The sequence below is a fragment of the Streptomyces sp. SN-593 genome (assembly GCF_016756395.1).
GTDB classification, from domain to species: Bacteria; Actinomycetota; Actinomycetes; order Streptomycetales; family Streptomycetaceae; genus Actinacidiphila; species Actinacidiphila reveromycinica.
Genome location: NZ_AP018365.1, coordinates 6,943,757 through 6,961,376, shown reverse-complemented (window position 1 = coordinate 6,961,376; position 17,620 = coordinate 6,943,757). Strand labels below are relative to the sequence as shown.

The following is a 17,620-nucleotide window of genomic DNA, read 5'->3' as shown; positions in this document are numbered from 1 at the left end:
CCACCAGCACGAAGGACCAGGGGAGCGGCACTTCGACTACACCTGCCCCGACACCTGCACCGGCGGCGAGCACTGCACCACCATCGGCCACCTCAAGGACCGGGTCTTCGAACTCACCGACGGACTCCCCGACGGCGAGTACGGCTTCGCCACGCACACCCTGTGGACCCACGACCTCACCATCACCCTGGCCCCACTCACCGGCGAGACGGCCAACCGGTGACCACCCCCAACCCCAGCGGCTGCCGCCACTGCGGCCTCGACGAGCGCGGACACATGCAGCACTGGACCACCGAAGCCGGCTGGCACCCGTGGACGCAACCCACTCAGCAGCAGATCAAGGCGCGGATGCGCGCCCGACGTAACAAGGAGCCCCACATGACCGACAACCAGCCGATCCCCTGCGGTGAGTCCGGCTGCCTCTGCTACGGCGTCGGCGAGGAGCACGCCGACCACGCGTGCGGCTGCGACTGCCCCCGCGAGGAGGACGACCAGTGACCGCCTTCCTCCACGCTGGCGATCGGGTGCGGGTACTGCGCGGGCCCGGGCCAGGCGACATTCGGGAGATCACGCGTGTGCGCATGTTCGCCACTGACGCCGGTTACTACCTGCGTGGCGGCGACGGCCTGTACGCGCCCCGCGATGTTGAGCTGGTCGAACGCGCCGCCAGCAACCCCTGCGGGGCGGCGTGCGACGAGCGGGACCACGACCTGATCCGCACCTGCGACCACTGCCGAGGCGCCTGCCGCCACCCCAAGGAGGAGCACCAGTGACCGCCCTGTCCGATGCCGCGCAGGCCGTGGAAGAGGCGCGGGAGGCGCTGCTGCTGCGCCTCTTCATGGCCGTCGGCGCCTACGACCACGCGCGTGACGAAGCACTCCTCGACACGCTGGTGGCCGCTGTCCGCCGGCACGACGCCGAGACCGTGCGGGAGTTCGCCGACCAGGAAGAGGGGCTCCTCGCCCAGCCGAAGGCCGCCGTGTACGTCCAAGGCATCCGCGACGGAGCCGACCGCATCCACACCGAGGAGGGGCAGTGACCGCCGGCTACGACCCTTACTGCCCGCTGCCCCGGCCTCACGGTCACCACTGGAACGGACTCGGCCGAGGCGCCGCCCACGAACGCGAATGCCACGGCGAACCCCGGGCGCAGCAGGGATCCGACGCCCAGACAACAGAGGAGCCCCGGTGACCGTGCGCCGCCCGTCGAAGCCCTGGCGGGTGATCCTGACCGGCCCCGACGTCAACGCCGTCAGCCAGCACACCAGCGAAGCGAAGGCGTACACCTTCCTCCGCGCCGCCCTCGGGCCCGACAGCCCCGCCGAACAGGCCCGCGTCGAGCACTGGGAAGACGGACGCTGGATCTGGTTCGACACCATGACCGGGGAGGACATCGTCCGGTGAGCAGCATTCACGCCCGCTGCCGCGCCGTTGATCAGATCGACGGCCGGACGGTCATCTGCGGCAAGAGCGCCGGCCACGACCGGCCCGGCGCTGACGACCAGCACCGCGAGCACTACGACCCGGGGGCCGAAGTGCGCTGGCCCGCTCCGCCTATACGGCGCCGGCGCGACGCCTGACCCTCCGCCCCGTGCCGCCGAACCCCGGCGGCCGGGGCGGGATCGGTGGCAGCATGAAGCACCACACAAGGGGGGAACGTGGCCAACGACCGCGACAGCAAGCAGATCGACCCAGACCTGATGGTCCGGCATCCCCGCAGCATCGAGACGGCCGGACAAGTCGTCATCGCCGCCGCCCTTGAAGCGCCCGGGCTGTGGCTGCACCACGCCATGGGCTGGCCCTGGTGGATCGGAGCACAGCTCCCCGTCCTCTACTTCATGTGGCAGTGGTCGAAGGAACGGCGGTTCGCACACATCCTCGCATCCGCCTTCAACCAGAAGGTCAAGGCCGAACGGGAGGCACAGCAGCACATCTCGGCGCGCCGTATCGCCGACGACCACTGACCGCCCTGCCGCCTGTGACAGGCGACGGGGCGGGTGTGTGTCGGGGATTCCGGCGTGTCGCCGCGCCGCCGCCGCTACGGTCCCAACGTGCGTACGTCTACCGCTGCGACAACTGCCAGGCTGAGGCCGACCCCCGCGCCGACTGGCACGACGCCAGACAGGACCAAGCCGACCACCGCGAGCGAGCCCACCACGGGCTCCGGCCACAGGACGACATCATGCAGGTGCCGGGGATGCTGGCCGGCTTGGCACGGGAAGCAGCGCAGGCCATCAGCGACCGACGCACGAAACGCCCCCGCCCGGCCCGTCGCCCGGAGTTGCCGCAGGGCGCGGTTCTCCTCCTCGTCGGCGGGATCCTCGCCGCGATTGCGTTACGGGCCCTGGTCCTGTGGCTGTGAAAGGCAGGGGCAGTTTCGCTCGACGGCGGTGCCATAATCCGAACGGGCGCGGGGGAACCGAAGGAGACGCATGTCCATCTCACTTGACCGAATGGGCGACCTGTTCGGCAACGCCGAAGTCCGACAGCAGTTCATCGACGCCGTCACCATCTCCGGCCTCAGCCAACCCAACCTCGTCCGCGTCCTCACCGACTGGCCGTTCTCCGAGGCCGCACGCTCGACCTACTTCACGCTTCGCGGCGGCAACACGGCGACAACCGATGCAGATCGGAACCAGGTCGACCACGCCGTGGTCCTGGCGAAGTACCTGGTGCTGTGTGGCTACGCCATGCACCGGGCTCGATCGAACAGCGAAGCGGCCGGTGACGACTGGAGCGAACTCCTGGTGTTCGTGAAGGACGCGCGCGCCCGCATGATGGAAGTTTCGGTCGGGGACGCTTGGAGCGCGGCGTTTGCCTACATCATCGAGCGGTGCGAGTGGCGGCTTCGGCCTGGAGGCCCGGCGGAGGACCGGGCTGACGCCTATGCGGCGCTTCGGTATCTCGCTACGACACTGGCTGCCTGCTCGGGCTTTCGTCCCGAGTGGACGCTTGAAGTTGGCGACGTAGAGCAGTAGCCGATGCAACACCGCCCCGCCACCGGATCGTTCGGTGGCGGGGCGGTGGCGTGTCCGGGTTCAGGCGTCGGGCGCCCACTCGGGCCGGTAGTCGCGGTGGTCGGCGAAGGGCGCGGCGAGGGCGCGGAGTACCCATGCCATGCCGCCGGTGTCGCCGTGCTCGTGCAGCCACGCGTACCGGTCCACGGCCTGCCGCTTCGCCTCGACCTCGGCCAGGATCCGCGCCGGGTCATGGCGGGCGATGTGGGGTCCGACGCCGACGGCGTCAGCGTTCTCGGGGGTGACGACTACGACTCCGTCATCGCAGTAGTCGGTCACCGTGTGGCGCTCGTACCGATCTTTCGGAGGACGGTCGGTCCACACGGCAGACGGGCCGTCATCCCACATGGCCGCCCGAGCCACCGCCTCATCCTCCGCCAGACGCGCCCGCAGGAACGCCAGCAGGTCATCCATCGGACGGCTCCTCCTTCCGCGGTTCGGCCGCCTTCTTTTTCGCCTTCGGCTTGACCGTGCCCGATGTGGAGTGGCCGGTCACGATCGCCTGCACGGTGGTGAAGTGAACGCCCAACTCGGCAGCTACGGAACGGTATGTGGCTCCGTCGCCGGAGAGCATCTCCAGCACGGCCGCTTGCCGGATCTCCTTCAACGACTTGTTCCTGCTGGGCAGGTTCTTCAGGACCTTGCCGACCTCGCGTGCCCGCTCCGTCGGGTCGGCGATCTCCTTCAGAGCGTCGATGGCATCGAACACCCTCTGCGCCTCCTCGCTCACGCCCAGCACCTCTCTTCGGGCGGGCCGCTTGCATCAATGTAGGGGATACCCCTACATTGGCTCAAGGCGGCCCACGCTGCCAATGCAGAACGGCCCCCACCCCGATTGCCTGGAAGCGCGGAGTGGGGGCCAGCCATCCACCTGACTTCACCAGGAGATGACCGTGACCCACGGTACCGATCACCCCACCCCCGGGCCCAGCCCCGCGCCCCAGGGCGGCTCCCGATGAGCCGACTCACGCGCCGCCAGCTCATCCGCGACGTGGCTATGGCCCAGCACCTCGCCGACCAGACCAGCCCGTGGCCCGAGGGCGTCATCGCGCGCTACGCCACCGTCGGCGGCGCGACCGTCGACGTCACCAGCGCCGGCCGAGGCAAGGCCGACTACCGGTGTGGCGGCTGTCCCTTCGGCAGCCGCGGCTTCGGCTGGGCCGAGACCGTCGCCCACGAGCACGCCCAGGCCCACTCCGAGAAGTGCCGCGCCCTCCCGCGCCCGGCGGTGAAGTCGTGAGCCGACCCGTCCCCCAGCCGCGCCCCATCTGCGGCGCCTGCACCGGGAACAAGGGCAAGACGGTCGACGGCAGGTGGGTGACCTGCGCCGCCTGCCAGGGCACCGGCCTGAGTGGGGGCCAGCAGTGAGCCTCCCCCCGTTCCGCTGCCCCCGATGCCGCGCCGTCTGGCACGTCCAGCACCGATGCGGAGGCCAGCAGTGAGCGAGTCCACGCACCGGCCCTCCGACCCGCCCCATCCCAACGTGGTGCTCAACGAGCCCGCCACCGTCGAGGCATGCAAGGCCGACTACTCCCAGCGCGGCGGACCCCGTGACGGCGCCGTCGCCCCGCAGCCCCACACCCTCGGGCGGAAGTGACCGCCCTCCACGCACTGCTCGCCCGCCTTACAGCCCGCCAGCAGCGCGACTCCATGGGCCGACCCCACCGCACCGCCCGCGCCGCCGACCGCGCAGGCGCCGCCTGGACCGACCGCACCACCTGAGGAGACCCCATGCCCAGCAACAACGACCGCGCCTTCTACGACCAGCGCGCCACCGAGGTACAGAACGCCGTCCAGTCCGGCGACATCGACGCCGCCGCCCGCCTCGTCGCGCACACCGTCATCGAGGAGGGGACCGACGCCCTCACCCACCTCACCAACTCCCTCAACCAGCAGCAGTAACCCCGACCGGCCGGCCGCGGCGACCACCATCCCGCGGGCCGGCCACCCAACCCAGAAAGGACCGACGTGACTTCGCCGGCCAACGACCGCGACCGCCTCACCCGCGCGTCCCTGATCTTCGTCATGGTCGCCGCCCTCACCGTCGGCACCTGGTCCATCTACACGCTCCTCCACGAGCGCTTCGACGCCCCCCGTACCGTCGCCCTGTTCGGCTGCGCCATGTTCGACTCCGCAGCTCTGTTCTTCGCCCGTCTCGCCCAGCGCTACGCCACCTCCCCGGACTCCGGATTCGCGCCCCGCCTCGCCATGCTCGCCACCGTCACCGCCTCGGCGTGGACGAACTGGGAGCACGCCCACATGAAGGGCTGGGGCACCGTCGGCGGCGTCGTCCTCGGAGCCGCGCCCGTCATCGCCGAGGTCGCATTCGAGCTGTACCACCGCTACGTCCACCGCGAGTCCCTGCGCGCCCGAGGCCGTGTTCCGGCCGCTCTCCCCGTCTTCGGGAAGTGGGCGTGGCTCATGTACCTCCCGACGGCCTTCAAGGCGATGCGGAAGGTCGTCGGCTACAACCTCGCCACCGCATCATCCACCGATGCGCCCGGCCTCACCACGGTGATGCGCGACGATGCGGCGCCGCATCACCCCACTGCATCACCTGATGCGGCAGCACCGCACCACCTCGTCATCACCGTGCAGCAGCCCGCGGCCATCGCCCCGCCGACCCCCGAGCCGGCCGTGCCGCCGCGGCGTGATGCGCCCACGATGCCCGCAGGTCAAGCCACTGATGCGCCCCTGCGGCCCGCGCCCGTGATGCCGATCGATGCGCAGGCCGCGGCAGACGATGCGCTGCGCGGCAAGGCGCTGTCGAAGGCCGATGCGGTCCGTGCGGTCCGTGCGGCGCTTCCTGATGCGGCCGCGCCGCAGATCGCTGATGCGCTGATGCGCAATGGCATCGCGGCTGACGCCAAGTACGTGCGGACCGTCCTGTCCCGCGACAAGCGGGCCACCGATACCGGAACGGGGTACTACCCGTGAGCAAGCAACCGATCACCCCTACCCGTATCTGGCCGGGCGGGTCGGGTGCGCCACTGCCCGCACCTGCCGATGCGCCCCCGCCGCCTCCGCCGCGCCCGCCGTGGTGGACGCACACTCCCACACCACCGCCTCCGGGCCCGCAGGAGATCGTGGTCCGCGTCGAGGTCCAGTACCCGGTCCAGCCGCAGCCCGTGCACCTACCGGAGCGGCAGTGGCAGTGGCACCGCCTGTACGACTGGTTCACCTGGTACCACCTGGCGAGCGCGGTCGTCGCGCTCGCCCCGTACCACGGGCACTCCCTCGCCGGATGGTGGGCCGACCAGATTCGTGACTGCCGCGCCACGGAGTCCGTCCTCGCCGGCTGGTGCCTCGGCTCGATTGTCCTCGGCGCCACGATCGGGCTTGCCCGGTGGCGTTCCCGCTGGTGGACGACACCCCTGTGCGCCATCGCCGGCTTCGGACTCCTCGCCCAGTCCAGCCCCTTCGACATCGTCACCCTCGTTACTGGAGTCACGAAATGAGCAGTCCCGCACTGACCGCCGGTGCCCTCGCCGTCTCTCTCGCCATCGCCGGGGCGAACCTGTGGCAGTGGCACAAGGCCGGCAAAGACCCCAAGAACCTTGCCCACTTCGGCGGCGGCTTCGCCCTCGGTGGCCTCGCCACCGTGTGCACCGGTCTCCTCGGCGTGCTCGCCGGATGGTCCGTCGCCGCAGGTAACGGCGTTGGGAAGCACGCCGTATCCGGCGCGACGGGCAACACGGCGCAGGCCCTCAACCGCGGAACGGCCGGGACCCTCACCTCGGGCGGCGCGGTCATCACGTTCCTGCTGCTCATCGGATTCATCATCGCCTGGCGGGCCGCCAGCAAGACGGTGCGCCGCCGCCTGCTGGGCGGGTTCTTCTGCGGGGCGACGCTCGTGGTCACGGTGGGCATGGCGGGTCTGTTCGTGCACGTCGTGAACCTCGTCAACGGCATGGGCAACCCCGTCCTGAGCTGGTTCAACGGGGGTGCAGCATGAGCTACAGCCGACATCTTGCCGCGGGCCTGCGCCTGCTGGGGGAGCGCTGGTTCGACCGGCCCCGGCGGTGGATTCTCGCAGGGGAGAACCCGCTCGACACGGCCATCCGTGCCGTCATGATTGGTGTGCCCGGGTATGTGCTGTGGGGGGTCGTGTCGTCGTCGTGGAAGACCCTCATCGCCACGGTCGTCATCGTGTGCCTGATCGCCCTGCGGGCCGCCACCAAAGCCGCGAAAAGCCCCCCGAAGAAGGCGCCGACGACGCCCGTTGAGGGTGCCCCGGAGGAGACCAGGGACGGTCTTCCCGAGGTGTCTCCGAGCGAGTTCCTGGGCCTCCTCTACGACGTGCTCGGGGTCGCCAAAGGCGTCCACCTCCGCACCCTCGCCGCAGCCCTCACCACCCGCCACGGAGGCGCCTGGGAGATCGCCGACGTGCGGCGCCTGTGCGAGGCCGCCGAGGTGGCCGTCACCCCCACCGTCCGGGCCCCCGGTGGTAAGCCCACCGTGGGTGTGTATCGGGCCGACCTTCCACCCCTCCCCCAGCCCCTTTCGGAAGGGGCTGTAGTTGACAGCGAATCCCGGCCCCGACCTGCGACTACGTCCCCAACTACAACCCCAACTACGGGTGCTCCAACTACACGAACTACGCCCACTGTCACCGAGCACGGGGGACTCCGGATCGTCGCCCAGGGCGATCCAGACAACCCCGCGCGGACCCATGTGACGGTCCTCGACCCGCGCCGGAAGAGGACCGGATGAACCGCCGCTCGCGCCGCCGCCGGTGGCGCCCCGACTGCTCGTCGATCCTGCTCGCCCTCGCCGTCACCGCGGCGGGGGCGTGGCTCGTGCTGCGGTCCATCGCCACCTGGATCGAGACCCATCCCGCCGTCCTCGCCACGGTCATCGTCGTGGTCGGCGGGGCATCCTGGTACCAGTCCGCGGCGCCCGTCCGGGCCGCCCGGCGCAGCGCCGAACAGGCCGCGGCCGTCGACGACTTCCACACGCTCGACCCGTCCGACTTCGAGCAGGCCGTCGCGGGCCTGTGCTGGCGTGACGGCTGCCGTGACGTGACCGTGGTCGGGGGCGCCGGCGACCTCGCCGCGGACATCCTCGCCACCCTCCCCGACGGGCGGCGCATGCTCATCCAGTGCAAGCGGTACGTCGTCGGGCGCCGCGTCGGCAGCCCCGAGGTGCAGCGCGTCGGCGGGACGTACTCGATCGTCCACCGGGCCGACCTCGCCCTCGTCGTCACGACGGCCGGGTACACGGAGGCCGCGGAGGACTACGCGGCCAGGGCCGGGATCGGCCTGGTCGACGGGCGCCAGCTCGCACGGTGGGCCGACGGGAGCGCCAGCCCGCCGTGGGCATGACGTCAGCCGGCATGACACCGCCCCCGACCGGATCACCGGCGGGGGCGGTGCTGTGTGGGCCGGTCAGTGTCGGTCGAGGCGCACCTGGTAGGCGACCGCGGTCGCCGCGGCCACGGCGCACACGGCCCAGATCGTCCAGGCCCAGCCAGCAACGCCGACCGAGGCGAGAGTGGCGCCAGCCGCGGCGATGGCTACGATCGGGCTCCAGCGGAGAATCCTCACAGTGCTTCCTCCTTCCTGTGTCTGCGGGTGGTGGTCTGGGCGGTAGTGCTGGGATGATGGGACCCCGGAGGGGGTGACTAACGCTCACCCCCTCCGGCCTGATCACCGCTTGCGGTGCTTCCCGCGAGCCTTGACGGCTTCGCGGGCGTACCACGCGCAGGCGACCGATCCGATCATGCTCGCCAGGCTCACCGCCAGGGAGATGATCGTGGCCACGGTCCCCATCATTGTCACCTCCTCTCGTGTTGCCCTGTCCTTACGTGTCTTAGTTTAGGGGTACCCCTAATCACGTGTCAAGGGGTACCCTTAAATCATGTCCGAGACCTACGACGGCACCACCGCCATCCGCGCCGTGATCGCCCAACTCGCCACCATTCCCGACCTCACCGACCGCGCCCGCGCCACCGGCGCCGTCCTCGACGCCATGCCCGACCTCCACGCCGAACTCCGCGCCGTCCGAGGAGACGCCGTCGCCACCCTCCGCCAGACGCAATCCCTAGACGAGGTCGCCAGCGCCCTCGGCATCAGCAAGGCACGCGTCTCCCAAGTCGCCAAAGGGATCAGCAAGAACAAATAGCCCCCACCGCCGAAGCGGTGGGGGCTCACTCGTCGGCTGCTTCACAGCCGCCGGTACACGGCGGACCCGGCGAGCATCCCGATGCCCAGCAGGCTGCGCTTCGACGAGTTGGACGGCGCCGTCGGCGTGTCCACGGTGCACGTGTAGCGGGGCGCCGACGCGTCGAAGTCCGCGACCGGGCCGCACGCGTACTCCACACCCGCCGGATCCGTGTACGTCCAGCCGGCCGGAGGCTGACCCGCGGCGCCGTCCTTGCCGTCGGTTCCGTCTTTCCCTGCGGCACCGTCCTTCCCTGCCGGGCCCGCAGGACCGGGATCACCCTGAACCCCAGCCACGCCCGGCGACCCTTCCGGCCCCGGGACCGTCGAGTCAGCGCCAGGAGAACCCGCCGGCCCCGGGCTCCCCTGCACGCCGGCCTTCCCCGTCGCCCCCGTCGCGCCAGGCGTCCCGGGGACGCCCTGCTCGCCTTGCGCGCCGACAGCGCCGGGAACCCCAGGGACGTCACCGACGATGCTGCGCGCCGGTGGGGCGGACGGCGTGACACCGTGCTGCTGCAACTGCGTCCGGGTGGTATCCAGGCTCGCGGACAGGCGCGAGATGACGGTGGCCTGGGCGTCTTGTCCCTGGGCGAGGCGCCGATTGGACTCCTGGACGGAGTGCAGGACCAGCGCGACGAACCCCGCAAGGACCAGCGCCGCCACCCACGCTGCCACCACCAGCAGGGTTGCCCGCCGAGGACGCCGCGACTGCGGCAGGTCTGTCGTCACTGCGCCCCCTTCAGCGTGCCGTATGCCTGAACTGCGAGCGCGAGGAACGCGGCGGCCACGGTGAGGATGCCCAACCATCGCGCGAGGCTGATCGCGGGCCGGTCCTCGATCTTCGCAACCCGGTCGGTGACGGCCTTCATGTCGTCGTCCCGGTCGCGCTCCGTCTGCTGGTAGAGGCGCAGCGGCACGGTGTCCCGGGCCAGGTTGGTGATGCGGGTGTCGAGCGCCTCGTGCTCGCGCTGAGTACGCGCCTCGTGGTCCTGGAGGCGCCGGTAGGTCTCGCCTGCGGAGACGTCATCGGGCACGCTCACCCCTTACATGTGGTGCTGGTGTCGGTCAGGCTGCCTTGGTCACGTCGGCCCGCGTCAGGTACGCCGCTGGGGAGACCTGCCCGCGGGTCAGCAGCCCGAGGATCGCCAGAACCGTGGTGTTGACGGCGGCGACCGCGCCCGGGCTGACGTCGTAGTGGTAGGCGCTGAGGAGGTCAGCGGCGACCGCGACCGCCGTGGTGAAAGCGGCCGGGGCGATCGGCCTGGTCAGGATGGCGGTCACCACGCCGAACACGGCGCTGATCACGGCGGTCCACGCGCCGGCCTGGTCGGCCGACAGGCCGACGCCGAGCGTCACCGCGAGAGACAGAGCCGCCGACACGGCGGACACCCACAGGGCCGGTTCGCGGCCGAAAAGCTTGAACATGGGAAGACCGTTTCTGCTGGTAGGAGTCACTTCGGGATGTGCCGAAGTGATGCGGGTCAGACGGGTTGGGCGAGCGACCGGCATCCGATGACCGTGCCGGAGGAGTTGCGGACCTCGCGGTACGGCACGAGAAGATCCGGCCTGCGGTCGGCGAGTGCCAGGGCGACGACGAGAGACACGATGTACTGCACGCCATCCCGCCGCGGCGGCAGGTTCTCGGCGTGCCCGTACTCGACCATCTCGAAGTGCACACCGCCGCCGAGTTCGACCATCGCCAGCCGGGCCGGAGTCGCCTCGGGCGGGAACGTCTCCACCAGTCCCTCGGTGAGGTCGTCGGAGCCGTCCACCCGATCCGGTCCGTACAGCCGGATCGGGTGCGGTGTCAGGTTGAGGATCACTGGTATCCCGTCAGGACTGGAGGCGCTGCGCGAGGAGGTCGGCGACCTGCTCCGCGACAGCCGTGGCGAACGTCGCGGACCCGGCGAGTTGGGCACCGAGCGCGGTCACCTGCGCGTCGGTGAGGGCGACTGGCGCCACATCGCACGCGGTACGCGCTGCCTCGACCGCAGCCTGCACGCCGTACTTCGCGGTCCACGTCGGGTTCGTCTTGTAGTCGTCGTTCGCGTGCGGCGGCCGCGCCGCGGGGATCACGTCCGCAGCCCACACCGCCGCCGCGATCTTGTTGATGTCGTCCGTGGTGAGCGCCACGTCGTCCTCCGGGGTCGGTGTCGTACCGGCCGCCCACGCGCGAAGCTGGGTGGCGGTGAGGTTGCAGTAGTCGCGGTCGATGCCGCCGGCTTCGCTGTACTGGTGCATGAGCCACGGCGCGGTGATGCGCGGGGAGCCCTTCGCGGCGCTGGGGTCGGCGATCCACAGGCCGTCGGCGGCGAAGCTCGTGGTGTCGCGGGTCTTCCAGAAGTCGATGTTGCAGTAGAGGATCACGCGGTGGCCCGGTGCGGCCTTCTGGAGGGCTTTGAGGAACGTGTCCTTGTCCGCGCCGGACACGCCGGTGTCCTCCCAGTCCAGGCACAGCACGTCCCCGGTCTGCACGACGGCCTGCTTCAGGAAGTAGGCGATCTGCGCGGCCATGCTGCCCGGGCGCACGAAGTGGTAGTGGATGATGACCAGTCCGGCGGCGCGGGCGTGCGCGACCTGCGCGGCGTGCCGGGAGTTCGTGTAGGTGGTCGACTCGGTGGCCTTGACCGCCGCGAACGCGAGGCCGGTCGTGGACGGCGTGCTGGACTGGTAAGAGGCCCAGTCCTGGCCCTCGCAGCCGGTCACTCGTCACGCTCCGGCCAGTGCCAGGTGCCGCCGACGTGGCCGTCCTCGTCCTGGAGCACGTGGGTGTTGAAGAACATCCCGGTCGGGTTGAGCACGCACAGGCTGGCGAAGACCTGGTCCGGCTCCGCATCGGCCCCGAGCGGTTCGGCGTCGGTGACGATCGCGGCCCGGCACTGCGAGGTGTACTCGCCGCCCGGCGTGCCGTAGGAGACGTAGTGGACGACACGGCCCACGGACGGGGCGGTCATCGCTCGGCCCACTTGGGTGCGAGGCAGTCGCCACCATCGGCGAGGAACTGCTGCATCTGCTGGTTGGTGACGTAGCAGGACCCGTGGTCGCCCCACGGGCCGCCCCACGAGTTGTCGACCTTGAACCGGTCCTTGTCCCAGCCCGACACCGCCAGCTCGTGACCACCCGCCACGCCCGAGGACGGGTCGACATCGAGGGTGCCGTCCGTCTTCGGGGTGAACATCGACTGGTACCAGGGGATACCGATGAGGACGGCGCCCTGCTGGAGAGCGGTCTGCATCGCCAGGAGGGAGAACGCGTGCAGGTAGCCGCTGAACAGCCCGACGGCCTTCCCCGACTTGCCCGCGGCCAGTGAGCTGGAGCCGGTGTCGTCCGGCGGGTAGGTGCCGTCGCAGTCGTCCTCGCGGGTGTTCAGCGAGTAGAACTTGAGCGCCGTGGACTCGTCGAGCCGGTAGCTGCCCGCCTTGAAGACCTTCTTCTTGTCGGCGCGGAGCTGCACGACCGGGGACGCCATACGCTCGGCAGAGTCCGTACCGATCACACCAGTCAGCGCGTTGCCGGTGCAGCTCCCGACCTGGCCCTGATTGAGGATCGGGATGCGGCGCGTCCACTCGACGGCCTGGAGCTGCGACGCATCCATCTCCGGGTGCGCGAACGCGCGGGACCGCTCGTCGTGGGCGATGTGCCGGCCGAGCCGCGGATCGGTCGGGGTGTAGCGGTGGCGGTGAACAGTCACGGGTGCTCCTGGGCATGAGAAAACCCCGGCCGGTCGGCGCGGGGTCAGGTGGTGGTGGCGGGTTCCTCGACGGGAGGATCGTCCGCTGGCGGGTCGGGGGACGGCACGGGTTGCTCGGGCATGAGTCCAGCGTCCACGAGGGTCTGCACGTCGGCGGGCGGTGCAGGGTCCGGTGGCGGCACGGAAGGCCGCGGGGAAGACGCCACGGGTCAGCTCGTCAGGCTGTACATGATGTTGTTGAGGGACACCCACGGCGGCTGCACCCCGGACTGGGTGACGATCGAGCTGGTGCCGTCCGCCTTGAAGTCGATCTTTACGGACAGGCTCTCCGACGACACCGCCGAGCAGGCCGCGGTCACCGTGCGGAAGGTGGTCGGCCTTGCCCCGGCCGGCAGCGGGTCATGCAGGAAGTTCCCGCTGTTCGCCGGTGCGCCGGACGTGTAGGTGACGCCGAGGCCGCCCCGCCACATCACGACTAGATCGCCGAAGAGATTGACCACCCTGTACTGCGGGACGCCGTTGCTGTTGCCGTTCGCGGTGTAGCCGGTGGCCAGCGTCGGCGTCGTCCACGCCTGAGTCCCCGCAGCGAGAGCAACCCACGCGGTGCCGTCGAATCCGGTCCAGACCTTCGTCGCGGTCAGCCACGCGATCATCCCTGCGACCGGGGAGGCGACCGCCGCATCCCGCGACGTAGCATCCGCGAACCGCATCACCGACCGCGGTGTCAGCCCGTCCCGCAGCGTCTGACCGAGGACCACCAGGTCCGGCTGGTCGGTGTAGTCCAGGGTGTCGATGCCCTGCCCCCAGGCGTCGTTAGCCACCGGGTGCCTCCTGCCTCTGCATGGGTTCGGTCATGCCTCGCGGTACATGCCGGTGACGGTGATGATCGTGTTGGCGGCGATGCCGGTGCCGACGATGTTCGCTCCGGTCGATGTCGTGATGCTGTCCACCGCGGCGAGCGTTCCGCCAGCCGCGACCACACCGATGCACGACCCGACGTTGCTGACGTGACACGGGATGGCCTGCCTGCGGTTCGCACTGCCGCGGAAGGGAACGGACGGCAGGGAGAACATGACGTTCGATGTACCCGTGCCGACGGCCGACGCGGTCATGTACGCGGTGAAGAAGATCAGGCTGCCGGAGCGCTTCCACCAGCCGTCGCGGGTGCTCCACGTCGCCGATCCGGCGCCGGTGACCGCTGGCGTGTACGTCGTCCACTCCGTGTCCGTGGAGTGGACGAGTAGCCCCTCGGCGCGCCAGTTGCCGCTTCCGGACCGAGAGATGACGACACGGTCGCCGGCGGCCGGGTGGGAGTAGCTGGCCATGCGGCGGGCGGGGATGCCGTCTGTGGTGGTGATGGTGCCGTCTGTGCCGACTGTGGCGACGGTCGCGGTCCGCCAGTCCGCGCCCCGCACCAGCGGGGCGGCGGCGGCCTTGCGCTTCCCGGCCGTGGCGAGGGCACGGGCCGCCCGGCGCGCTGCATGGCTCGTCACGAGTCCTCCTTCGCGGCGATCGTCGCCAACGTGAAGTCACCGGACGTGTCCAGGCTGATCTCGAAGCTGGCGATCTGGTGGAGTTCCCGCGTGCCGTCCAGGTAGCCGGCCCGGATCACATCGCCGGGTTCGAGCAGCGGGTTCGGTAGCGAGGTGATGTCCGCGCTGGCGTTGGGCTTGAGACTGGTCTTCAGGAGTTGCGTCGCCGCCGCCGTACATAGCGCGGTCGTCGTCAGAGTCGCCGACGAGTAGAAGGTGGGCACCCTGCCGAACGGGCCGAGGACGTAAGTCGGCGAAGTCGGGTCGGTGTCCTCCACCGTCGCCGACACCGCCGCCGTGTCGTCCGTGGTGTTCTCCCCGTAGGCAGTCACCGAGTTGTAGACGCCCGATCGGGCCATGCCCCGGTCGGCGGAGATGAGCGCGCCTCCCTCGCCGGCGGCGACCTCCCACACCACGGACGGCCCGGACAGGTCGGGTAGCGGCGCGATGATGAACTGGCCCGCCGCGTCCGTGTAGACCTCGGCGCCGATCGCGGTGGCCAGCGTGGTGCAGGCGTCCCACCTGCTGTCCTGCTGGTCCCATGTCATCGTGCCGACCGTCGCGTCCGTGGCCCGGTTGATGATGACCGCCGACGGGAGCACGGCGTGGATGAGGGTGCCGATGCCGCCGACTGCGGTGGTGGCGGCGGACTGCACGGTGGTGGGCGCGGTGAACAGCGCGTCGGCGACCTGCGCCTCCATGCTCGACCCGGTGATCGTCACCGGGCCGATGTCCACATCCCCGGACACCTCCTCGACGCGGAACACCCCGATAGGTGCCGTCTCTACGGTGCCGTCGGGGTAACCGATGCCCCGGAAGATCCGGAGCTGGCTCCCGTAGACGCTGAGCTTGTCGGCGGCGGTCCGCGGGATCAGGGACGTGTCCGCGAGGGTCACCGAGCAGGTGCGCCGGGCGGTCGCCGACCGGTCCACGGTCACGGAGCCGCCCGTGTGGTCGAGGTCAGCGACCGTGCCGTCGGTGAGCACCAGCTCGACGCGGGTCACCACGCGGTGGCTGTAGTTGAGCGCGGCCAGGAACCGCGAGGAGGGAGGGGTGTACACGCTCACGCCTCCCGGTTGTCGAGGACCAGGTCAAGGACTGTTGCGTAGGCGGTGGCCACATCCAGGGCGGTCGGCCACGTCGTCAGCACGTCCTGCACCGTCCAGCCCGCAGTGCCACCCACCCCGCCGATCGGCGCGTCCTGCTGCGTCAGCGCCAGCGACCACAGCCGCCGGGGCTCCCCGCCATAGGCCACCGGCCGCGCCTCGGTAATGTCACCGACCGCGTAGTAGGAGTCGTCGAGACCGAGACCCGGCGAGAACTGGATCAGCAGCGGATTCCCCGAGTCGAGTGCGAAGTGCAGGGCGCCGCGGCCCGGATCGTCATCCGTCCACACCGCGAGCGTCCCGGTGAGGCCACCGCGCACGTCCGACAAGATCACCGAGTTGCGACGACCCCTGACCCGGTACTCGGTCTGCTCGATCGGCCGGGCCCAGTCCGGCGCGGCGCTCGCCCTGACCAGGACATTCCGCTGCGGCTGCAACGGGTCCTTGATCCAGCAGTCCGACACGTCCGCGAGGGCGAGCCGTACTGTCGCCGACGCCTCGCTCCCACCGAAATCCCCGGTGGTCGCGTCGTACTGCTCGATCCGATACCAGACGTCCACACCCAGCGGGGCCTCGTAGTCCTCCACCACCATCTGCGCGCTCGTCGCCACCACGCCCTGGAGGGCGCCCGACGATCCGCGCACCACCGCCTGCGTACTGCCCACCACCCGGTACACCGTCAGCGTCGCCCCGACCGTCAGCTCCCGCATCACCAGCGTGACCACAGCCCGCGAGCTGTCGGCCGTCGCGGAGAACGCCGGCGCCGTCTGCGTGAGCGAGACCGCGTCGAGCTGGCACACCGCGCCTGCGGACGGCGCCGTGATGTCGACCTCGACCCGGGCCGAGGCGGCGCTCGCCGGGGCGATGATGTCATTCCAGTCCCGCCACCAGCCGCCCGCCGGCGCGAGCGAATCGGCAGGCAGGGACGATGCGCCCAGGCTCACGCCGGACGCGTCGTACCAGTGGATCTGTGGAGCGACTCCCCACGTCCCGGACGCGGCGGAGAACTGGATCTGCGCGCGCCAGTTCAGTCCAGCCACGACGGGGTACTTGCCGGACGCCAGCACGCTCGTTGTGGCCGTCGAGGACGTCACAACCATGGCGTACACGCCGTCGTACCCGGCGGCCCCCCACGGCGTGGACCGGGCGATCGTCGCCACACCCGAGGCGACCGTCCACTGGCCCACGCCTTGCTCGAAGCTGGCGTCCTCATACGGCATGACCGTGCCGATCGCCACCGGCGCCGCCGACGCCTGCTGGATCGTGGCGCCTTCCACCCGCAGCACCTGGGCGGCGGTAGCCGACGTCACGCCAGCGGCCAGCACGACGTGAGCCGCGCCCGCCGGGGCCACGCCGGACACGATCTGTCGGTACCAGCCCACGGCCGCCGGGGGCGCCAGAGCAGCCCTCTTGGTGGAGATGAGCGTCCCGTTGCCGTCCATCCACCGCAGCTCCACCCAGCACGCCGCGCTGCTCGTGGGGGCGTTGATGTACAGGTAGCCGCGGTAGTCCACGCCCGGCTGGACGGACGGCGTCTCCGAGCACTTCACCGACATGTTGCCGTTGGCGGTGGTCGTGGCTTTCACGACCTCGCCGCCGCTGAGGTACCAGGACACCGGCCACGTCACGACCGGCACGTCACGAGCGATGGTGCAGTTCGCATCCACCGCCCACGCGGTCCCGTCGATGTCCCCGCCGGACTCGGCGTTGAACGACAGGAGATTGCCGGAGGTCCGCTGCGGCGGCCCCAGGTACACGTTCTCGAAGAAGTGCGTCCGGGCGGCCGCCGTGGTGGTGGCCGACAGCGCTACCCGGGCGTAGATCGCACCCACCGGCGCGGGCGCGGCCACACTGATCCTGTGCCAGCTCGCCGACGCAGCGTCCGTCGTCAGCGACCAGGTTGCCGTCCCCACCGCCGCGTAGCTCGCGTTGAGCCACTGGATACCGATGCGCTCCGGCTGGGTGGATGAGGCCGCATCCGCGAACGCCTGATAGACCGTCCCGGCGGTCACCCTGTACGCCGCGGACGTCGCAGCCTGCATATCGCCGGACGCCACGCTGGTGATCGTCAGGACGCCGTCGCCATTCCGGCCGCCGCTCCCGAGGCTCTTCGT

Annotated in this window: 33 protein-coding genes; 18 read left to right on the top strand and 15 right to left on the bottom strand. The window is 70.6% G+C overall.

Annotated elements, in window-relative coordinates; genetic code table 11:
- The first annotated feature begins 219 nt into the window (after positions 1-219).
- From RVR_RS30065 to RVR_RS30035, 7 genes are all read left to right on the top strand, one after another.
- Positions 220-498, top strand: coding sequence for a hypothetical protein (locus tag RVR_RS30065; protein ID WP_202237057.1), 279 nt, complete (start codon positions 220-222; stop codon positions 496-498).
- Between the two features lie 83 nt (positions 499-581).
- Positions 582-773: a hypothetical protein gene (locus RVR_RS30060; protein ID WP_202237056.1), complete on the top strand. Its 192-nt coding sequence runs from the start codon at positions 582-584 to the stop codon at positions 771-773.
- Entirely contained in the window at positions 770-1,039 is a 270-nt protein-coding gene (locus tag RVR_RS30055; RefSeq protein ID WP_202237055.1) for a hypothetical protein, read from the top strand. Before RVR_RS30060 ends, RVR_RS30055 begins: the two co-directional genes overlap by 4 nt.
- A 148-nt stretch (positions 1,040-1,187) precedes the next feature.
- Positions 1,188-1,403 carry a hypothetical protein gene (locus RVR_RS30050; RefSeq protein WP_202237054.1) on the top strand — a complete coding sequence of 72 codons (216 nt, stop codon included), beginning with the start codon at positions 1,188-1,190 and terminating at the stop codon, positions 1,401-1,403.
- The gene (locus tag RVR_RS30045; protein ID WP_202237053.1) at positions 1,400-1,579 is read left to right on the top strand and encodes a hypothetical protein; all 180 of its coding nucleotides are present in this window, start codon (positions 1,400-1,402) and stop codon (positions 1,577-1,579) included. Before RVR_RS30050 ends, RVR_RS30045 begins: the two co-directional genes overlap by 4 nt.
- 78 nt (positions 1,580-1,657) lie before the next feature.
- Positions 1,658-1,963, top strand: coding sequence for a hypothetical protein (locus RVR_RS30040; RefSeq protein ID WP_202237052.1), 306 nt, complete (start codon positions 1,658-1,660; stop codon positions 1,961-1,963).
- Positions 1,964-2,431: 468 nt separating this feature from the next.
- Complete coding sequence (locus RVR_RS30035) at positions 2,432-2,977, top strand: hypothetical protein (RefSeq protein ID WP_202237051.1); 546 nt, start codon at positions 2,432-2,434, stop codon at positions 2,975-2,977.
- A 60-nt stretch (positions 2,978-3,037) separates the two neighbouring features.
- Here the strand turns inward: RVR_RS30035 and RVR_RS30030 are convergent, their stop codons facing one another.
- Together RVR_RS30030 and RVR_RS30025 are read right to left on the bottom strand one after the other, a co-directional pair.
- Positions 3,038-3,430, bottom strand: coding sequence for a DUF6221 family protein (locus RVR_RS30030; protein WP_202237050.1), 393 nt, complete (start codon positions 3,428-3,430; stop codon positions 3,038-3,040).
- Positions 3,423-3,746: a hypothetical protein gene (locus RVR_RS30025; RefSeq protein ID WP_202237049.1), complete on the bottom strand. Its 324-nt coding sequence runs from the start codon at positions 3,744-3,746 to the stop codon at positions 3,423-3,425. The genes RVR_RS30030 and RVR_RS30025 overlap by 8 nt, the downstream gene beginning before the upstream one ends.
- 225 nt (positions 3,747-3,971) lie before the next feature.
- Between RVR_RS30025 and RVR_RS30020 the strand changes: the two genes are divergently transcribed.
- The 10 genes from RVR_RS30020 to RVR_RS29985 all read left to right on the top strand — a co-directional run bounded on the left by RVR_RS30020 (position 3,972) and on the right by RVR_RS29985 (position 8,340).
- Complete coding sequence (locus RVR_RS30020) at positions 3,972-4,256, top strand: hypothetical protein (RefSeq protein ID WP_237405038.1); 285 nt, start codon at positions 3,972-3,974, stop codon at positions 4,254-4,256.
- Positions 4,253-4,384 (top strand): hypothetical protein, encoded by a 132-nt coding sequence (locus RVR_RS38735; RefSeq protein WP_272933119.1) that lies wholly within the window; start codon positions 4,253-4,255, stop codon positions 4,382-4,384. Before RVR_RS30020 ends, RVR_RS38735 begins: the two co-directional genes overlap by 4 nt.
- A gap of 70 nt (positions 4,385-4,454) precedes the next feature.
- Positions 4,455-4,613 carry a hypothetical protein gene (locus tag RVR_RS30015; RefSeq protein ID WP_202237048.1) on the top strand — a complete coding sequence of 53 codons (159 nt, stop codon included), beginning with the start codon at positions 4,455-4,457 and terminating at the stop codon, positions 4,611-4,613.
- Entirely contained in the window at positions 4,610-4,738 is a 129-nt protein-coding gene (locus RVR_RS38730) for a hypothetical protein (RefSeq protein ID WP_272933118.1), read from the top strand. The genes RVR_RS30015 and RVR_RS38730 overlap by 4 nt, the downstream gene beginning before the upstream one ends.
- A gap of 9 nt (positions 4,739-4,747) precedes the next feature.
- The gene (locus RVR_RS30010) at positions 4,748-4,918 is read left to right on the top strand and encodes a hypothetical protein (RefSeq protein WP_202237047.1); all 171 of its coding nucleotides are present in this window, start codon (positions 4,748-4,750) and stop codon (positions 4,916-4,918) included.
- A 66-nt stretch (positions 4,919-4,984) separates the two neighbouring features.
- Positions 4,985-5,953 carry a DUF2637 domain-containing protein gene (locus tag RVR_RS30005; RefSeq protein WP_202237046.1) on the top strand — a complete coding sequence of 323 codons (969 nt, stop codon included), beginning with the start codon at positions 4,985-4,987 and terminating at the stop codon, positions 5,951-5,953.
- A 149-nt stretch (positions 5,954-6,102) separates the two neighbouring features.
- Positions 6,103-6,474 carry a hypothetical protein gene (locus RVR_RS30000; protein ID WP_202237045.1) on the top strand — a complete coding sequence of 124 codons (372 nt, stop codon included), beginning with the start codon at positions 6,103-6,105 and terminating at the stop codon, positions 6,472-6,474.
- A complete protein-coding gene (locus RVR_RS29995) occupies positions 6,471-6,971 on the top strand; it encodes a hypothetical protein (RefSeq protein WP_202237044.1) in 501 nt (166 codons plus the stop codon). The genes RVR_RS30000 and RVR_RS29995 overlap by 4 nt, the downstream gene beginning before the upstream one ends.
- Positions 6,968-7,729 carry a hypothetical protein gene (locus tag RVR_RS29990; protein ID WP_202237043.1) on the top strand — a complete coding sequence of 254 codons (762 nt, stop codon included), beginning with the start codon at positions 6,968-6,970 and terminating at the stop codon, positions 7,727-7,729. The genes RVR_RS29995 and RVR_RS29990 overlap by 4 nt, the downstream gene beginning before the upstream one ends.
- Positions 7,726-8,340: a restriction endonuclease gene (locus tag RVR_RS29985; protein WP_202237042.1), complete on the top strand. Its 615-nt coding sequence runs from the start codon at positions 7,726-7,728 to the stop codon at positions 8,338-8,340. The genes RVR_RS29990 and RVR_RS29985 overlap by 4 nt, the downstream gene beginning before the upstream one ends.
- Before the next feature lie 63 nt (positions 8,341-8,403).
- Here RVR_RS29985 and RVR_RS29980 read toward each other — a convergent pair whose 3' ends face one another.
- Together RVR_RS29980 and RVR_RS38725 are read right to left on the bottom strand one after the other, a co-directional pair.
- Complete coding sequence (locus RVR_RS29980; RefSeq protein WP_202237041.1) at positions 8,404-8,562, bottom strand: hypothetical protein; 159 nt, start codon at positions 8,560-8,562, stop codon at positions 8,404-8,406.
- A 102-nt stretch (positions 8,563-8,664) separates the two neighbouring features.
- Entirely contained in the window at positions 8,665-8,790 is a 126-nt protein-coding gene (locus RVR_RS38725) for a hypothetical protein (RefSeq protein ID WP_272933117.1), read from the bottom strand.
- Between the two features lie 85 nt (positions 8,791-8,875).
- Between RVR_RS38725 and RVR_RS29975 the strand changes: the two genes are divergently transcribed.
- Positions 8,876-9,139, top strand: a complete 264-nt coding sequence (locus RVR_RS29975; protein ID WP_202237040.1) for an RNA polymerase subunit sigma-70 — start codon at positions 8,876-8,878, stop codon at positions 9,137-9,139.
- A 41-nt stretch (positions 9,140-9,180) separates the two neighbouring features.
- On the opposite strand, the gene RVR_RS38000 is transcribed toward RVR_RS29975, so the two are convergent.
- The 11 genes from RVR_RS38000 to RVR_RS29920 form a co-directional block, all read right to left on the bottom strand.
- A complete protein-coding gene (locus tag RVR_RS38000) occupies positions 9,181-9,336 on the bottom strand; it encodes a hypothetical protein (RefSeq protein ID WP_237405037.1) in 156 nt (51 codons plus the stop codon).
- A 566-nt stretch (positions 9,337-9,902) separates the two neighbouring features.
- Positions 9,903-10,211 (bottom strand): hypothetical protein, encoded by a 309-nt coding sequence (locus tag RVR_RS29965; protein ID WP_202237038.1) that lies wholly within the window; start codon positions 10,209-10,211, stop codon positions 9,903-9,905.
- 31 nt (positions 10,212-10,242) lie between these two features.
- A complete protein-coding gene (locus RVR_RS29960; RefSeq protein WP_202237037.1) occupies positions 10,243-10,602 on the bottom strand; it encodes a hypothetical protein in 360 nt (119 codons plus the stop codon).
- Positions 10,603-10,658: 56 nt separating this feature from the next.
- Positions 10,659-11,000, bottom strand: a complete 342-nt coding sequence (locus RVR_RS29955) for a hypothetical protein (RefSeq protein WP_202237036.1) — start codon at positions 10,998-11,000, stop codon at positions 10,659-10,661.
- Between the two features lie 10 nt (positions 11,001-11,010).
- Positions 11,011-11,883: a glycoside hydrolase family 25 protein gene (locus RVR_RS29950; protein WP_202237035.1), complete on the bottom strand. Its 873-nt coding sequence runs from the start codon at positions 11,881-11,883 to the stop codon at positions 11,011-11,013.
- Positions 11,880-12,131, bottom strand: coding sequence for a hypothetical protein (locus RVR_RS29945; protein WP_202237034.1), 252 nt, complete (start codon positions 12,129-12,131; stop codon positions 11,880-11,882). The genes RVR_RS29950 and RVR_RS29945 overlap by 4 nt, the downstream gene beginning before the upstream one ends.
- Complete coding sequence (locus tag RVR_RS29940; protein ID WP_202237033.1) at positions 12,128-12,868, bottom strand: C1 family peptidase; 741 nt, start codon at positions 12,866-12,868, stop codon at positions 12,128-12,130. The genes RVR_RS29945 and RVR_RS29940 overlap by 4 nt, the downstream gene beginning before the upstream one ends.
- A gap of 209 nt (positions 12,869-13,077) precedes the next feature.
- A complete protein-coding gene (locus RVR_RS29935; protein WP_202237032.1) occupies positions 13,078-13,689 on the bottom strand; it encodes a hypothetical protein in 612 nt (203 codons plus the stop codon).
- 30 nt (positions 13,690-13,719) lie between these two features.
- Positions 13,720-14,361 carry a hypothetical protein gene (locus tag RVR_RS29930; protein WP_202237031.1) on the bottom strand — a complete coding sequence of 214 codons (642 nt, stop codon included), beginning with the start codon at positions 14,359-14,361 and terminating at the stop codon, positions 13,720-13,722.
- The gene (locus RVR_RS29925) at positions 14,358-15,461 is read right to left on the bottom strand and encodes a DUF5047 domain-containing protein (RefSeq protein ID WP_202237030.1); all 1,104 of its coding nucleotides are present in this window, start codon (positions 15,459-15,461) and stop codon (positions 14,358-14,360) included. The genes RVR_RS29930 and RVR_RS29925 overlap by 4 nt, the downstream gene beginning before the upstream one ends.
- Positions 15,462-15,463: 2 nt before the next feature.
- On the bottom strand, positions 15,464-17,563 hold the full coding sequence (locus tag RVR_RS29920) for a hypothetical protein (RefSeq protein WP_237405036.1): 2,100 nt from the start codon (positions 17,561-17,563) through the stop codon (positions 15,464-15,466).
- Positions 17,564-17,620: the final 57 nt, after the last annotated feature.

Bases quoted from the DNA above. Each gene is read 5' to 3' on its own strand.
- RVR_RS30060 (WP_202237056.1), top strand. From the start codon at position 582: ATGTTCGCCACTGACGCCGGTTACTACCTGCGTGGCGGCGACGGCCTG.
- RVR_RS30035 (WP_202237051.1), top strand. From the start codon at position 2,432: ATGTCCATCTCACTTGACCGAATGGGCGACCTGTTCGGCAACGCCGAA.
- RVR_RS30030 (WP_202237050.1), bottom strand. From the start codon at position 3,430: ATGGATGACCTGCTGGCGTTCCTGCGGGCGCGTCTGGCGGAGGATGAG.
- RVR_RS30020 (WP_237405038.1), top strand. From the start codon at position 3,972: ATGAGCCGACTCACGCGCCGCCAGCTCATCCGCGACGTGGCTATGGCC.
- RVR_RS30010 (WP_202237047.1), top strand. From the start codon at position 4,748: ATGCCCAGCAACAACGACCGCGCCTTCTACGACCAGCGCGCCACCGAG.
- RVR_RS29995 (WP_202237044.1), top strand. From the start codon at position 6,471: ATGAGCAGTCCCGCACTGACCGCCGGTGCCCTCGCCGTCTCTCTCGCC.
- RVR_RS29990 (WP_202237043.1), top strand. From the start codon at position 6,968: ATGAGCTACAGCCGACATCTTGCCGCGGGCCTGCGCCTGCTGGGGGAG.
- RVR_RS29985 (WP_202237042.1), top strand. From the start codon at position 7,726: ATGAACCGCCGCTCGCGCCGCCGCCGGTGGCGCCCCGACTGCTCGTCG.
- RVR_RS38725 (WP_272933117.1), bottom strand. From the start codon at position 8,790: ATGATGGGGACCGTGGCCACGATCATCTCCCTGGCGGTGAGCCTGGCG.
- RVR_RS29975 (WP_202237040.1), top strand. From the start codon at position 8,876: ATGTCCGAGACCTACGACGGCACCACCGCCATCCGCGCCGTGATCGCC.
- RVR_RS29960 (WP_202237037.1), bottom strand. From the start codon at position 10,602: ATGTTCAAGCTTTTCGGCCGCGAACCGGCCCTGTGGGTGTCCGCCGTG.
- RVR_RS29945 (WP_202237034.1), bottom strand. From the start codon at position 12,131: ATGACCGCCCCGTCCGTGGGCCGTGTCGTCCACTACGTCTCCTACGGC.